Origin of the sequence: Pseudomonas sp. Z1-29, assembly GCF_051131995.1 — a bacterium.
Taxonomy (GTDB): domain Bacteria; phylum Pseudomonadota; class Gammaproteobacteria; order Pseudomonadales; family Pseudomonadaceae; genus Aquipseudomonas.
Genome location: NZ_CP071645.1, coordinates 330,999 through 344,081 on the forward strand (window position 1 = coordinate 330,999; position 13,083 = coordinate 344,081).

General features: G+C 60.3%; 14 protein-coding genes. 10 read left to right on the forward strand and 4 right to left on the reverse strand.

All coding sequences use genetic code 11. The annotated features are described in order from the left end of the window. The first annotated feature begins 136 nt into the window (after positions 1 to 136). Positions 137 to 1,465, forward strand: coding sequence for an OprD family outer membrane porin (locus J3P84_RS01590; protein WP_434602188.1), 1,329 nt, complete (start codon positions 137 to 139; stop codon positions 1,463 to 1,465). Positions 1,466 to 1,549: 84 nt separating this feature from the next. Here the strand turns inward: J3P84_RS01590 and hepT are convergent, their stop codons facing one another. Both hepT and mntA read right to left on the reverse strand, forming a co-directional pair. Next, positions 1,550 to 1,978 carry a type VII toxin-antitoxin system HepT family RNase toxin gene (gene hepT, locus J3P84_RS01595; RefSeq protein ID WP_434627234.1) on the reverse strand — a complete coding sequence of 143 codons (429 nt, stop codon included), beginning with the start codon at positions 1,976 to 1,978 and terminating at the stop codon, positions 1,550 to 1,552. Next, on the reverse strand, positions 1,968 to 2,363 hold the full coding sequence (mntA, locus tag J3P84_RS01600; RefSeq protein WP_434627236.1) for a type VII toxin-antitoxin system MntA family adenylyltransferase antitoxin: 396 nt from the start codon (positions 2,361 to 2,363) through the stop codon (positions 1,968 to 1,970). Before mntA ends, hepT begins: the two co-directional genes overlap by 11 nt. 335 nt (positions 2,364 to 2,698) lie before the next feature. Here mntA and J3P84_RS01605 point away from each other — a divergent pair, with 335 nt between their 5' ends. The 7 genes from J3P84_RS01605 (at position 2,699) to J3P84_RS01635 (ending at position 8,305) form a co-directional block, all read left to right on the forward strand. Further along, a complete protein-coding gene (locus J3P84_RS01605) occupies positions 2,699 to 3,337 on the forward strand; it encodes a peroxiredoxin (protein WP_434627238.1) in 639 nt (212 codons plus the stop codon). A gap of 311 nt (positions 3,338 to 3,648) precedes the next feature. Then, positions 3,649 to 4,242: an NADPH-dependent FMN reductase gene (ssuE, locus tag J3P84_RS01610; protein WP_305498044.1), complete on the forward strand. Its 594-nt coding sequence runs from the start codon at positions 3,649 to 3,651 to the stop codon at positions 4,240 to 4,242. Positions 4,243 to 4,333: 91 nt separating this feature from the next. Next, on the forward strand, positions 4,334 to 5,299 hold the full coding sequence (locus tag J3P84_RS01615; RefSeq protein WP_434627240.1) for a sulfonate ABC transporter substrate-binding protein: 966 nt from the start codon (positions 4,334 to 4,336) through the stop codon (positions 5,297 to 5,299). Between the two features lie 24 nt (positions 5,300 to 5,323). Beyond that, positions 5,324 to 6,472, forward strand: coding sequence for an FMNH2-dependent alkanesulfonate monooxygenase (ssuD, locus tag J3P84_RS01620; protein WP_434627242.1), 1,149 nt, complete (start codon positions 5,324 to 5,326; stop codon positions 6,470 to 6,472). 7 nt (positions 6,473 to 6,479) lie between these two features. Further along, positions 6,480 to 7,262 carry an aliphatic sulfonate ABC transporter permease SsuC gene (gene ssuC / locus J3P84_RS01625; RefSeq protein WP_434571056.1) on the forward strand — a complete coding sequence of 261 codons (783 nt, stop codon included), beginning with the start codon at positions 6,480 to 6,482 and terminating at the stop codon, positions 7,260 to 7,262. Further along, positions 7,259 to 8,065, forward strand: a complete 807-nt coding sequence (gene ssuB, locus J3P84_RS01630) for an aliphatic sulfonates ABC transporter ATP-binding protein (RefSeq protein ID WP_434627244.1) — start codon at positions 7,259 to 7,261, stop codon at positions 8,063 to 8,065. Before ssuC ends, ssuB begins: the two co-directional genes overlap by 4 nt. A 24-nt stretch (positions 8,066 to 8,089) precedes the next feature. After that, a complete protein-coding gene (locus tag J3P84_RS01635; RefSeq protein WP_003177394.1) occupies positions 8,090 to 8,305 on the forward strand; it encodes a TOBE domain-containing protein in 216 nt (71 codons plus the stop codon). Between the two features lie 77 nt (positions 8,306 to 8,382). Here J3P84_RS01635 and J3P84_RS01640 read toward each other — a convergent pair whose 3' ends face one another. Beyond that, complete coding sequence (locus J3P84_RS01640) at positions 8,383 to 9,015, reverse strand: TetR/AcrR family transcriptional regulator (protein ID WP_434571059.1); 633 nt, start codon at positions 9,013 to 9,015, stop codon at positions 8,383 to 8,385. 227 nt (positions 9,016 to 9,242) lie between these two features. Further along, a complete protein-coding gene (locus J3P84_RS01645; RefSeq protein WP_305498052.1) occupies positions 9,243 to 10,619 on the reverse strand; it encodes a glutamine synthetase family protein in 1,377 nt (458 codons plus the stop codon). A gap of 278 nt (positions 10,620 to 10,897) precedes the next feature. On the opposite strand from J3P84_RS01645, the gene J3P84_RS01650 reads away from it, so the two are divergent. Both J3P84_RS01650 and J3P84_RS01655 read left to right on the forward strand, forming a co-directional pair. Beyond that, positions 10,898 to 11,674: a gamma-glutamyl-gamma-aminobutyrate hydrolase family protein gene (locus tag J3P84_RS01650; protein ID WP_434627247.1), complete on the forward strand. Its 777-nt coding sequence runs from the start codon at positions 10,898 to 10,900 to the stop codon at positions 11,672 to 11,674. A 40-nt stretch (positions 11,675 to 11,714) separates the two neighbouring features. Continuing rightward, on the forward strand, positions 11,715 to 13,073 hold the full coding sequence (locus J3P84_RS01655; protein WP_434602179.1) for a glutamine synthetase family protein: 1,359 nt from the start codon (positions 11,715 to 11,717) through the stop codon (positions 13,071 to 13,073). The last annotated feature ends 10 nt before the right edge of the window (positions 13,074 to 13,083 follow it).

The window sequence follows — 13,083 nt, forward strand, 5'->3', positions numbered from 1 at the left end:
AGACCATGGTCGTAGTCCGAAAGGGTTACGGTTGACTTGCCAGTCACGGTCTGGCGCTAATCGCGCATCCGCGGATTCCGGGCGTTCGAACCGGAACCAAAGACACACAAGAATTAGAAAACGAGAGGAGCGATACATGAAGAAGTCCACCTTGGCCCTGGCTGTGGCCGTTGGGGTAATGGCGCAGCAGGCAGGCGCCGCCGGTTTCATCGAGGACAGCAAGGCGTCCGTCAGTTCTCGCACCATGTACTTTGACAACGACAACCGTGAAGGCGCTGAAGACCAGCGTGAAGCGGCGACCGGCCTGAAGTTCGACTACAAGTCCGGCTTCACTCAAGGTGTCGTTGGTTTTGGTATCGACGCCCAGGCGATGGTTGGTCTTCACCTTGATGGTGGTAAAGGTCAGCGTCCAGACGCCAATAACTCCTTCTCGCCAAGTGACTCCGACGGGTCCGCGGAGCACAGCTGGAGCCGTGGGTCGGCCAACGTGAAGGCGCTTTTCTCCAAGACCGAGGCCCACCTGGGTGGTGCTCTGCAGCCTAACCTGCCGATCCTGGTCGCCAATGATGGCCGTCTGCTGCCGCAAACCTTCGAAGGTGGCACTATCACCTCCAAGGACCTGGACAACGTGACGTTCAACGCCGGTCAACTGGAGCGCGCCGTAGGCCGTGCCGGTACCAACAGTACTGGCTTGGCAGTGGCAGGTGGTACCGAAGACAGCAACCAGTTCCGTTACGCCGGTGCTGACTGGAAGGTCACCAAGGACCTGACCCTGCAGTACTACTACGCCAACCTGCAGGATTACTACAAGCAGCACTTCCTGGGTGCGGTACACGTTTTCCCGATCAGCGAAGGCCAGTCGTTCAAGACTGACCTGCGTTACTTCGACAGCAGCTCGGATGGCCGTAACGGCGACCCAGGCTATCGCTTCAACAACAACGGCGGTTATGCCAAGAACCCGGGCGAGGTCGATAACAAGACCTGGAGCGCCATGTTCACCTACACCCTGGGTGGCAGCGCGTTCCTGTTGGGTCACCAGCAAGTTGGCGACGATGGTGGCTTCGTCTACATGAACCAGGGCAACCTGCTCAATGACAGCGGCCGCAACGAAGGCGCCGGTGGCTCGAGCTTCTACCTGTTCACCGACAGCATGATCCATCAGTTCGTTCGTGCGGGTGAGAACACCACCTTCGGTCAATACTCGTACGACTTCACCGGCCTGGGCGTTCCTGGCTTGAAGGCAGCGATTGCCTACCTGCACGGTGACGACATCAAGTCTGCTACCGGCGGAAGCGAAACTTCCGAGTGGGAACGCGACATGCGCCTGGACTACGTCGTCCAGCAAGGCCCGCTCAAGGGCTTCGGCACTACCCTGCGTCATGGCTCCTACCGTGGCAGCAGCACCGGTATCGCCGACCAGGATCAGACCCGCCTGATCTTCAACTACACTTACAACTTCATGTAAGACGTAGCGAAGTAAAAAAGCCCCGCCCGGCAGCACGCCGGGCGGGGCTTTTGCGTTTTTGGCTCAGCGAGCCGGATAGAGTCTTTATCCCTTGGACTGCGCCGCGTCCTTGCGCAAGATGTACGCGCTGAACCCGAGGAAATCGTCCAAGTGCCCGGTAATGATTGCGATCATGATCGGCAGTTGCAGGGCTTGATAGTCATGCACGGCGATGTTCCTGAAGCCCACCATGTTCTTCAGGTTTTTCACCAGGCCTTCCTCCAGCCAGCCACCTTGCAAAAGCAGCTCGAATGTATCGCGAGCACTTTGCGGAACACCCAGCCGCTCACGTCGAATCAAGTGCTGTCCCATGTCCAGTGCCGCTTCACACGCCCGTTGGATGTTCAGGACTGCCGAGTCCTGGCGAGTGAAATCGGTGGCAAACGTAGCGGGATCTTTCTCGTATTCTTCCCGCACCCTGGCGACGCAACGCTCGATACTTGCTGCCTTGTTGATCAAAACATCATCGGCCATACACGCTGCCTTCTTCCTGAATATCCTTGAGCAAACCTGCCCGAGCCTCATCCAGAGCGGTTTTTTCGCTGAGAATGAAACATTCATACAAACCCGCCTGTACGTCTCTGGCCCAGAGCCGCTGGCCTCGGGTCACGATCTGGTATTGCATGACGGTCGTTGCCGCGCGTAGATCGATCAGATCGACGGGACTGCCAGCGATATCGGCCAAATCTCCTGAGAGCTGCCACAGCGAAACAGGGTCGACCTCGCCGGACACGAGCACCGCCAAATCGATGTCGCTATCAGGTCCCGCGGTGCCCTGTGCATGGCTACCGAACAGGTAAACCGCCAGCAGCCCAGGGAGATGGTGATGCAGATAAGACAACAAGGCTTGAGTGTTCATGCTGCCTATCCTAGCCGCTCATTCTGAAATCGCCGCAATAATTTGCGGAGTGCAAATGCAGAGCAAAAAAAAGCCCCGCCCGGCAGCACGCCGGGCGGGGCTTTTGCGTTTCGGGTCCGGCCCACCCCTGTAGCCTTCCCCGAACCTTCTCCTCTTTTCAGCAACTCGAGGCCTTCTCAAAACCTCGGCGATGATCTTGGTCCGCTATGCACGAGAGCGCCAGTGAACAGTTTTTTATATTCAATAAAGATCTAAATAAATGGGTATTCATTCTTTTTCAAGCAAGGAAAAGCGGTGCACAGTTGGGCCACAACTACTCAACCAGGAGCTGCACCATGAGCCTCAGACTTGGCGACATCGCCCCCGACTTCGAACAGGATTCCAGCGCCGGCAAGATTCGCTTCCATGAATGGCTCGGTGATAGCTGGGGTGTGTTGTTCTCCCATCCAGCGGATTTCACCCCGGTGTGCACCACCGAACTGGGCCTTACCGCCAAGCTCAAGGATGAATTCGCCAAGCGCGGCGTCAAGGCCATTGCCCTTTCGGTAGACCCGGTGGACTCGCATCACAAGTGGATCGAGGACATCAACGAAACCCAGAATGCCGTGGTCAATTTTCCGATCCTGGCCGACGCCGACCGCAAGGTATCCGACCTCTACGACCTGATTCACCCCAACGCCAGCGACACGTTGACCGTGCGTTCCTTGTTCGTGATTGACCCGAACAAGAAGATCCGCCTGACCATCACCTACCCGGCGAGCACCGGGCGCAACTTCAATGAAATCCTGCGGGTGATCGATTCCTTGCAGCTGACCGACAACTACAAGGTCGCCACGCCGGCGAACTGGCAGGATGGCGATGATGTGGTGATCGTGCCGTCGCTCAAGGATGAGGAGGAACTCAAGCAGCGCTTTCCCAAAGGCTATCGCGCCGTCAAACCATACCTGCGCCTGACGCCGCAGCCCAATCGCTGAGGCAAAACCAGAACCAGAACCTGTGGGAGCGAGCCTGCTCGCGAAGGCGGCGGATCAGCCAGTATTAAAGTCGACTGACACACCGCTATCGCGAGCAGGCTCGCTCCCACAGTTGATCTTCTGTGCACCAAGGGTTTTGGCCGTTTCGACGGCCTTTTTTATTGCCTCAAGGAAAGCTGATCGTATATCTCTTAAATGCATAACCAAATGAATAAATATGATTTAAAGATATATAAATGCCCTGTTATGGTTTGCTCCATACAGCGAGATCGCCCACCGCGAATCGCACGTGAATTCAAGGAATGGTTGGCATGTTGGTTGTCTCGCTCGGCGGCAGTCCCAGCCAGCGCTCCCGATCAGGAGTGCTGCTGGAGCGCTCGCAACGTTGGTTGCAGCAGCAAGGTGTGGAAGTGGTGAGCTATCAGGTGCGTGATTTTCCCGCCGAAGATCTGCTCCATGCCCGCTTCGATAGCCCAAAGGTACTGGACCTGCTGGCCCAGATCGAAAACGCCGACGGCCTGGTGATCGCTACGCCTGTCTACAAGGCGTCTTTCTCCGGCGCGTTGAAAACGGTACTGGACCTGCTGCCCGAACGCGCGCTGGCCCATAAGGTAGTGTTGCCCATGGCGACAGGCGGCAGCATCGCCCACATGCTGGCGGTGGACTACGCCCTGAAGCCGGTGTTGTCGGCGCTCAAGGCCCAGGAAATGCTGCACGGGATTTTCGCCGAGGACAACCAGATCGCTTACGGCGAAGGCAGCGCCCAGGCGCAATTGGCGCCGGCCCTGCAGCAGCGTCTGGACGAGGCGCTTGAACAGTTCTACAGCGCCATGGCCCGGCGGCCCAAGCCGCTGGATCCCAGCGTATTGAACGAACGTCTGTTGAGTGCTCGCTGGAGCATCTGACTCGCTACATCCCTGATTCAACTCCACCTTACTCAGCCGTCAACGGCCAAGCAGGTGCAGCCAAAACCCCACAGCAAAAAGGAGAGGCGCCATGCGCACTGTCATTTTGCGTCGCGGGCTGGTCGCTCTGTTTGCTGCGGCTGTGTCCTTCGGCGCCATCACCCAGGCTCAGGCCGAAACCTTGCGGATCGGCTATCAGAAGTACGGCACCCTGGTGCTGCTCAAGGCCAAGGGCACCTTGGAAAAACGCCTCGCCGCCCAAGGCGTCGACGTGCAATGGACCGAATTTCCCGGCGGCCCGCAGCTGCTGGAAGGCCTGAACGTCGGCTCGATCGATTTTGGCGTGACTGGCGAAACCCCTCCGGTGTTTGCCCAAGCGGCAGGCGCGGATTTGCTTTATGTCGCCTACGAGCCACCGGCGCCGAACAGCGAGGCAATCCTGGTGCCCAAGGGCTCGCCGATCCAGTCGGTGCAGGAGCTCAAGGGCAAAAAAGTCGCGCTGAACAAAGGCTCTAACGTCCACTACCTGCTGGTACGCGCGCTGGAAGATGCCGGCCTCGAATATTCCGACATCCAGACGGTTTTCCTGCCGCCGGCGGATGCCCGTGCCGCGTTCGAACGCGGCAGCGTGGACGCCTGGGTAATCTGGGACCCGTACCAGGCAGCCGCCGAACAACAGTTGCAGGCACGCACCCTGCGTGACGGCAAGGGCATCGTCGACAACCACCAGTTCTATCTGGCGACCAAACCTTACGCGCAAAAAAATCCCCAAGTCATCACGACGCTGGTGGAAGAGGTGCGTGCGGTAGGGGAGTGGTCCAAGGCCAACCCTGAAGACGTGACCCGACAGGTCTCGCCGCTGCTCGGCCTGCCGGCGGATATCACCCTGACGTCGGTGAAACGCCAAGGCTATGGGGCTCTGTTCCTGACGCCGGAGGTGGTCGCGGCGCAGCAGAAGATCGCCGACAGCTTCTATCAGCTCAAATTGATTCCCAAGCCCTTGAGCATCAAGGACGTGATCTGGACGCCGCCGGCGGCCGTTGCGAACGCGCAGTAATTCGATCCCTTAGGAGACCACTCCATGAGCCTCAATATTTTCTGGTTCCTGCCCACCCACGGCGACGGCCATTACCTTGGCACCGCTGAAGGCGCCCGCGCCGTCGATCATGGTTACCTGCAACAGATTGCCCAGGCTGCCGATCGGCTGGGTTTCGGCGGGGTGTTGATTCCTACCGGGCGTTCCTGCGAAGACTCCTGGCTGGTAGCCGCTTCGTTGATTCCGGTGACCCAGCGCCTGAAGTTCCTGGTTGCCCTGCGCCCCGGGATCATTTCCCCGACGGTGGCGGCGCGTCAGGCCGCGACGCTGGATCGGCTGTCCGGCGGGCGGGCGCTGTTCAACCTGGTGACGGGTGGCGATCCGGACGAGCTGGCCGGTGACGGGCTGTTCCTGGACCACGAGCAACGCTACCAGGCATCGGTGGAATTCACCCGGATCTGGCGTCGGGTGCTAGAGGGCGAGACGGTCGATTACGACGGTGAACACATCAGTGTGAAGGGCGCCAAGCTGCTCTATCCGCCGATCCAGCAACCGCGTCCGGCATTGTATTTCGGCGGCTCGTCGGAAGCTGCCCAGGATCTCGCCGCCGAGCAGGTGGAAATGGTTTTGACCTGGGGCGAACCGCCCGCCGCCGTCGCGGAAAAAATTGCCCAGGTGCGGGCCAAGGCCGAGAAGCTTGGGCGCACCGTGCGTTTCGGCATTCGCCTGCATGTGATCGTGCGGGAAACCAACGCCGAAGCCTGGCAAGCCGCCGACCGGCTGATCTCCCACCTGGACGACGAAACCATTGCTCGCGCCCAGGCGTCCCTGGCGCGTTTCGACTCGGTGGGCCAACAACGCATGGCCGCGTTGCACGGCGGTCGGCGCGACAAGCTGGAAGTCAGCCCCAACCTCTGGGCCGGTGTCGGCCTGGTGCGCGGCGGTGCCGGAACGGCGCTGGTGGGCGATGGCCCGACCGTGGCTGAGCGGGTCAAGGAATACGCCGACTTGGGTATCGACACCTTCATTTTCTCGGGTTATCCACACCTGGAAGAATCCTATCGGGTGGCGGAACTGTTGTTCCCGCACCTCGATGTGGAGCGCCCGGAACTGCCGAAAACCCAGGGTTATGTGAGCCCGTTCGGTGAAATGGTCGCCAACGATATCCTGCCCAAAGCTGCTTCGCAGAGCTGAGGCGGCCATGAAAAAACTTATCCACAACCTCGCGCCGTGGGCGGTGCCGCTGCTGTTGCTGGCGGTGTGGCAATTGTCGGTATCGGCCGGCTGGTTATCCACGCGGATCCTGCCAGCGCCGGTGGCGGTGATCGAGGCCGGAGTGAACCTGGTGCGCAGCGGTGAAATCTGGACGCACCTGGCTATCAGCGGTTGGCGCGCGGCGGTCGGCTTCCTGATTGGCGGCGGCATCGGCCTGGCCCTGGGCTTTATCACCGGCCTGTCGAAATGGGGTGAGCGGCTGCTGGACAGCTCCGTGCAGATGGTGCGTAACGTGCCTCACCTGGCGCTGATTCCACTGGTGATCCTCTGGTTCGGTATCGACGAGTCGGCGAAGATTTTCCTGGTGGCGCTGGGCACGCTGTTTCCGATCTACCTCAACACCTACCACGGGATTCGCAATGTCGACCCGGCGCTGGTGGAGATGTCCCGCAGCTACGGTTTATCCGGCTTCAGCCTGTTTCGCCAGGTGATCCTGCCGGGCGCCTTGCCTTCGATCCTGGTGGGCGTGCGTTTTGCCCTGGGTTTCATGTGGTTGACGCTGATCGTCGCGGAAACCATCTCGGCCAGCTCCGGTATCGGTTATCTGGCGATGAATGCCCGGGAATTCCTGCAGACCGACGTGGTGGTGCTGGCGATTCTGCTGTACGCCGTGCTCGGCAAACTGGCCGACCTTGCTGCCCGCGGGCTTGAACGCGTCTGGCTGCGCTGGCATCCGGCCTATCAGGTGAACAAGGGAGGTGTCGCATGACCGCCCAACAACCGCCGCGCCTGCTGCGAGGTATCCCGCTGGCGGTGCGCAATCTGCAAAAGACCTTTGGTTCGCGCCAGGTGTTGCGTGACATCGACTTGCATATCCCGGCCGGGCAGTTCGTCGCGGTGGTCGGTCGCAGCGGCTGCGGCAAAAGTACCTTGCTGCGCTTGCTGGCCGGCCTCGATCAGCCTTCGGGCGGTGAGTTGCTGGCCGGTTCGGCATCGTTGAGCGCTGCGCGGGAAGACACGCGCCTGATGTTTCAGGAGGCGCGTTTGCTGCCCTGGAAAAGAGTCATCGACAACGTTGGCCTCGGACTCAAGGGCGACTGGCGACCACAAGCGTTGCAGGCGCTGGATGCCGTGGGCCTGGCTGATCGTGCACACGAGTGGCCGGCGGCGTTGTCCGGCGGACAGAAACAGCGGGTGGCCCTGGCCCGGGCGCTGATTCATCAACCACGCCTGCTGTTGCTGGACGAACCTCTGGGCGCGCTCGATGCGCTGACCCGGATCGAAATGCAGCAACTGATCGAGCGTCTCTGGCAGCAACACGGCTTCACCGTGCTGTTGGTAACCCACGACGTCAGCGAAGCGGTGGCGATCGCCGACCGGGTGATCCTGATCGAAGACGGCCAGATCGGCCTCGACCTGGCCATCGACTTGCCGCGCCCGCGTGCCCGCGGTTCGCATCGGCTGGCGAGCCTGGAAACCGAAGTCCTCAACCGCGTGCTGTCCTTGCCCGGCCAACCGCCGGAACCCGAACCCGTTTCACCCTTGCCCACGCAACTGCGTTGGGCGCAATAACTTCATCCAGACAGGAACGACATCATGACTATCAAAGCCATCAACGTACGCAACCAGTTCAAAGGCACCATCAAGGAAATCGTCGAAGGCGACGTGCTGTCGGAAATCGACGTGCAGACCGCCTCGGGCATCGTTACCTCGGTCATCACCACCCGCTCGGTCAAGGAGCTGGAACTGGCGATTGGCAGCGAAGTGATTGCCTTCGTCAAATCCACCGAGGTGTCTATCGCCAAGTTGTGAACGATGCTTGACCTGCAGCCCCGGATGGCTTGAGCCCTTCGGGGCTTTTTCGTTCCCACGCTCTGCGTGGGAACGACTCAATCAGAGCGCTTGGGCAGAAACGGAGGGAGATAGAGCCCCAGGTACGCATCGAACACACGCATGCCTTCCTCGGCCATGCGCGGGGTTATCTGGCCGTGCTGGTGTACCGAGCGGGCGTAGACGCGGTCGCCCAGTTCCATGGCCAAGGCGAACACGTCGACATCGGCAGGCAAGGGCGGCAGTTGGAAATGGCGGGCGAAGACGGTGTGCATCAGCTCGCTCAGTTCCAGGTCATGCTGGCGGTCGGCCTGGGTGACTTCAGTCAGGCCATGCTGGGCCAGGATCAGTTGGCGAGCGGCGGCGTCCTCGCTGTAGATCACCAGCATCCGTTGCTCCACCAGCCGCGACAGATCGTGCCAATGGTTCAGCGCTGCATGATCGATCGGTGTTTGAAGGCAGGCACGAAAGGCTGCATGGACGTCGGCGGTCAGGGCTTCGAGCAGGGCCGGGACGCTGGCGAAGAAGTGATAGACGGAGGAGGGCGGGATCCCGGCGCGCTCGGCGACGCTGTAGATCGACAGGCTGGCCACGCCTTCGGCGGCGAGCAGCGTGCGGGCGGCATCGAGGATCGAGTCGATCCGGGCCTGGCTGCGGGCGCGGGGTTTGCGAGGGGTGGCGGTGCGTGTCATGAAGCTCTCCTGCGGGGCTGCCGGGCATTGTACGAGTCGAGATTTGTGTTGTCTGCCAGAACGCCTTCGCGAGCAGACTCGCTCCCACAGAAATTTTGCGCCAATCAACTCATCCATGTGTTGCACTGTTCATTGTGGGAGCGAGCCTGCTCGCGATCCGCCGAAGGCGGCCATAAAAAAACGCCGCAGCCCTGAAGGCCTGCGGCGTTCCTTTCTACTGCAACCGCTTAAACGGTATGCAGGTACCAGTTGTACTCAAGGTCGGAGATGGAGTGTTCAAACTCTTCCAGCTCGCTTTCCTTGCAGGCCACGAAGATATCGATGTACTTGGGATCGATGTACTTGGCCATGACTTCGCTGTCGTCCAGTTCGCGCAGGGCATCGCGCAAGTTGTTCGGCAGGCTTTGCTCGTTCTGCTCGTAGCTGTTGCCTTCGACCGGCGCGCCCGGCTCGATCTTGTTGGTCAGGCCATGGTGCACGCCCGCCAGGACCGCCGCCATCAACAGGTACGGGTTGGCATCGGCGCCGGCGACACGGTGTTCCAGGCGTACGGCATCGGCGGAGCCGGTCGGCACGCGCAAGGCCACGGTGCGGTTGTCCAGGCCCCAGGTCGGCGAGTTCGGCACGTAGAACTGTGCGCCGAAACGACGGTAGGAGTTGACGTTCGGGCAGAGGAACGCCATCTGCGCGGGCAGGGTCTCGAGCACACCGCCGATCGCGTGACGCAGCGCGGCGTTCTGCTCGGGATCCTCGCTGGCAAAGATATTCTTGCCTTCTTTGTCCAGGATCGAGATATGGACGTGCAGGCCGTTGCCCGCCTGGCCTGGATACGGCTTGGCCATGAAGGTGGTGTCCATTTCATGGTCGTAGGCGATGTTCTTGATCAGCCGCTTGAGCAGTACCGCGTAGTCACAAGCCTTGATCGGGTCGGCCACGTGGTGCAGGTTCACTTCGAACTGCGCCGGGGCACTTTCCTTGACGATGGCGTCGGCGGGAATGCCTTGCTCCTTGGCCCCTTCCAGGATGTCCTGGAGGCAGTCGACGTATTCGTCGAGGTCATCGATCAGGTAGACCTGTGTCGAGTGCGGGCGTTTGCCGGAGATTGGCGAGCGGGGCGGTTGTGGACGGCCGTTCACGTTCTCCTGGTCGATCAGGTAGAACTCCAGCTCGAATGCCGCGCAGATGGTCAGGCCCAGTTCATCGAACTTGGTCACGACCTGGCGCAGGACTTCGCGAGGGTCGGCGAAGAACGGATCACCTTCAAGCTCGTGCATGGTCATCAGCAGTTGCGCGGTGGGGCGCTTCTGCCAGGGTTCGTTGCTCAGAGTGCCGGGGATTGGATAGCAGATGCGGTCGGCATCGCCGATGTCCAGGCCCAGCCCGGTGCTTTCCACCGTCGAGCCATTGATATCCAGGGCAAATAGAGAGGCCGGCAGGTTGATGCCTTTCTCGTAAACCTTGTGGAGGCTGGTGCGTTCGATGCGCTTGCCGCGCACCACACCATTCATATCCGCAATCAGAAGGTCAACGTACAGAACCTCAGGATGTTCCTTAAGGAACGCGTTCGCTTCGTTAAGCTGAACGGCACGCGGGGGTACCGACATGATGCAACACCTTTGTTGTTAAAAATATCAATCATTGATCTCTTCGAAAGCCAGTCAACCCGAACGGCATGCCGAAGTCAAGCAGGGCCTTTTTTGCCCTAAAAAAGCACCTGCGGGGCTTTTTTGAGGCAATTTGGGGCGTTTTTTTCCCTTTGAAGGGCTTGTCCCCCGCAGGCTTGAGCGGGCCGTGTTGTATTTTTTACGGGGGTGTTGTGTAAAAAAATGAACAAGGCTAAGCTCGATTCAAACCCATAACAGCAATAATACCGGGGTGCTTCATGTCTCGCCTGCCGTTAATCGGCATCACCACCTGCTCCAGGCAGATCGGTCTGCATGCGTATCACACCACTGGCGACAAATATGCGCGGGCTGTCGCAACGGCCGCCAAGGGCTTGCCGGTGCTGATCCCGTCCCTGGCGGATCTGTTCCCCCCGTCCGATATTCTGGACGCCCTGGACGGTATTCTTTTTACCGGCTCCCCTTCCAATGTAGAACCTTTTCACTACCAGGGCCCGGCCAGCGCGCCAGGCACCGCTCATGATCCTGCACGGGACGCCATTACCCTGCCGCTGATCCGCGCAGCGGTCGACGCGGGCGTTCCGGTGCTGGGCATCTGTCGCGGTTTCCAGGAAATGAACGTTGCCTTTGGCGGTAGCCTGCATCAGAAAGTTCATGAAGTCGGAACCTTCATCGATCATCGTGAAGACGACACCCAGCCGGTAGAGGTCCAATATGGTCCTGCCCATGCCGTGCATGTCCAGCCTGGCGGTATGCTCGCGTCTTTGGGGCTGCCGCCGCAGGTCGAGGTCAACTCGATCCACAGCCAGGGCATCGAGCGCCTGGCCTCGGGGCTGCGGGCCGAAGCGCTGGCGCCGGATGGCTTGATCGAAGCCGTCTCGGTGGTACAAGGCAAGGCTTTTGCTTTAGGAGTGCAATGGCACCCTGAATGGGCGGTAGGCTCCAACCCGCACTACCTTGCGATTTTCCAGGCATTTGGCGATGCCTGCCGAGCAAGGGCAACACAACGCGACGCCGATGCGTCAAACAACGCCTGACGACTAATAGCAGTCAGGAAACTCACGCCTAGAGGCATTTATGAGTAACAACCTCGACCAGCTCACCGATTGGTTGAAAGACCACAAGATCACAGAAGTCGAATGCATGATTGGCGACCTGACCGGCATTACCCGGGGCAAGATCTCGCCGACCAACAAGTTCATCGCCGAAAAAGGCATGCGCCTGCCCGAGAGCGTTCTGCTCCAGACCGTAACGGGCGACTATGTCGAAGACGACATCTATTACGAACTGCTCGACCCCGCCGACATCGACATGATCTGCCGCCCGGACGAAAACGCAGTCTTCCTGGTGCCCTGGGCCATCGAGCCCACCGCCCAGGTGATCCACGATTCCTACGACAAGCAAGGCAACCCCATCGAGCTGTCACCGCGCAACGTACTGAAGAAGGTGCTCAAGCTCTACGCCGACAAGGGCTGGCAGCCGATTGTCGCGCCGGAGATGGAGTTCTACCTGACCAAGCGCAGCGACGACCCGGACTTTCCACTGCAACCGCCTATCGGCCGTTCCGGTCGCCCGGAAACCGGTCGCCAGTCTTTCTCGATCGAAGCGGCGAACGAATTCGACCCGTTGTTCGAGGACGTCTATGACTGGTGCGAATTGCAGGAACTGGACCTCGATACCCTGATTCACGAAGACGGCACCGCGCAGATGGAAATCAACTTCCGTCATGGCGATGCACTGTCGCTGGCCGACCAGATCCTGGTGTTCAAGCGCACCATGCGCGAGGCGGCGCTCAAGCACGATGTGGCCGCCACCTTCATGGCCAAACCGATGACCGGTGAGCCGGGCAGTGCGATGCACTTGCACCAGAGCATCATCGACAAGGAAACCGGCAAGAACGTCTTCTCCAACGAAGACGGGACCATGAGCGAGCTGTTCCTGCACCACATCGGTGGCCTGCAGAGATTCATCCCCGAGCTGCTGCCGCTGTTCGCCCCCAACGTCAATTCGTTCCGCCGCTTCCTGCCCGACACCTCGGCGCCGGTGAACGTCGAATGGGGCGAAGAAAACCGCACCGTGGGCTTGCGGGTTCCGGACGCGGGGCCGCAGAACCGTCGTGTGGAAAATCGCTTGCCGGGCGCCGACGCCAACCCGTACCTGGCGATTGCCGCCAGCCTGCTGTGCGGCTACATCGGCATGGTCGAGGGCATCGATCCGAGCGCGCCGGTAGTCGGTCGTGGTTATGAGCGCCGGAACCTGCGTTTGCCGCTGACCATCGAAGATGCCCTGGAGCGCATGGAAAACAGCTCCACCATCGAGAAGTACCTGGGCAAGAAATTCATCACGGGCTACGTCGCGGTCAAGCGGGCCGAGCATGAAAACTTCAAGCGCGTCATCAGTTCGTGGGAGCGGGAATTCCTGCTCTTTGCCGTCTGATGCGCCGGGC

Coding starts and splice junctions, on each gene's coding strand:
- ssuD (WP_434627242.1), top strand. CDS start 5,324: ATGAGCCTCAATATTTTCTGGTTCCTGCCCACCCACGGCGACGGCCAT.
- ssuC (WP_434571056.1), top strand. CDS start 6,480: ATGAAAAAACTTATCCACAACCTCGCGCCGTGGGCGGTGCCGCTGCTG.
- J3P84_RS01590 (WP_434602188.1), top strand. CDS start 137: ATGAAGAAGTCCACCTTGGCCCTGGCTGTGGCCGTTGGGGTAATGGCG.
- J3P84_RS01650 (WP_434627247.1), top strand. CDS start 10,898: ATGTCTCGCCTGCCGTTAATCGGCATCACCACCTGCTCCAGGCAGATC.
- J3P84_RS01640 (WP_434571059.1), bottom strand. CDS start 9,015: ATGACACGCACCGCCACCCCTCGCAAACCCCGCGCCCGCAGCCAGGCC.
- mntA (WP_434627236.1), bottom strand. CDS start 2,363: ATGAACACTCAAGCCTTGTTGTCTTATCTGCATCACCATCTCCCTGGG.
- J3P84_RS01645 (WP_305498052.1), bottom strand. CDS start 10,619: ATGTCGGTACCCCCGCGTGCCGTTCAGCTTAACGAAGCGAACGCGTTC.
- J3P84_RS01635 (WP_003177394.1), top strand. CDS start 8,090: ATGACTATCAAAGCCATCAACGTACGCAACCAGTTCAAAGGCACCATC.
- J3P84_RS01615 (WP_434627240.1), top strand. CDS start 4,334: ATGCGCACTGTCATTTTGCGTCGCGGGCTGGTCGCTCTGTTTGCTGCG.
- ssuE (WP_305498044.1), top strand. CDS start 3,649: ATGTTGGTTGTCTCGCTCGGCGGCAGTCCCAGCCAGCGCTCCCGATCA.
- J3P84_RS01605 (WP_434627238.1), top strand. CDS start 2,699: ATGAGCCTCAGACTTGGCGACATCGCCCCCGACTTCGAACAGGATTCC.
- hepT (WP_434627234.1), bottom strand. CDS start 1,978: ATGGCCGATGATGTTTTGATCAACAAGGCAGCAAGTATCGAGCGTTGC.
- ssuB (WP_434627244.1), top strand. CDS start 7,259: ATGACCGCCCAACAACCGCCGCGCCTGCTGCGAGGTATCCCGCTGGCG.
- J3P84_RS01655 (WP_434602179.1), top strand. CDS start 11,715: ATGAGTAACAACCTCGACCAGCTCACCGATTGGTTGAAAGACCACAAG.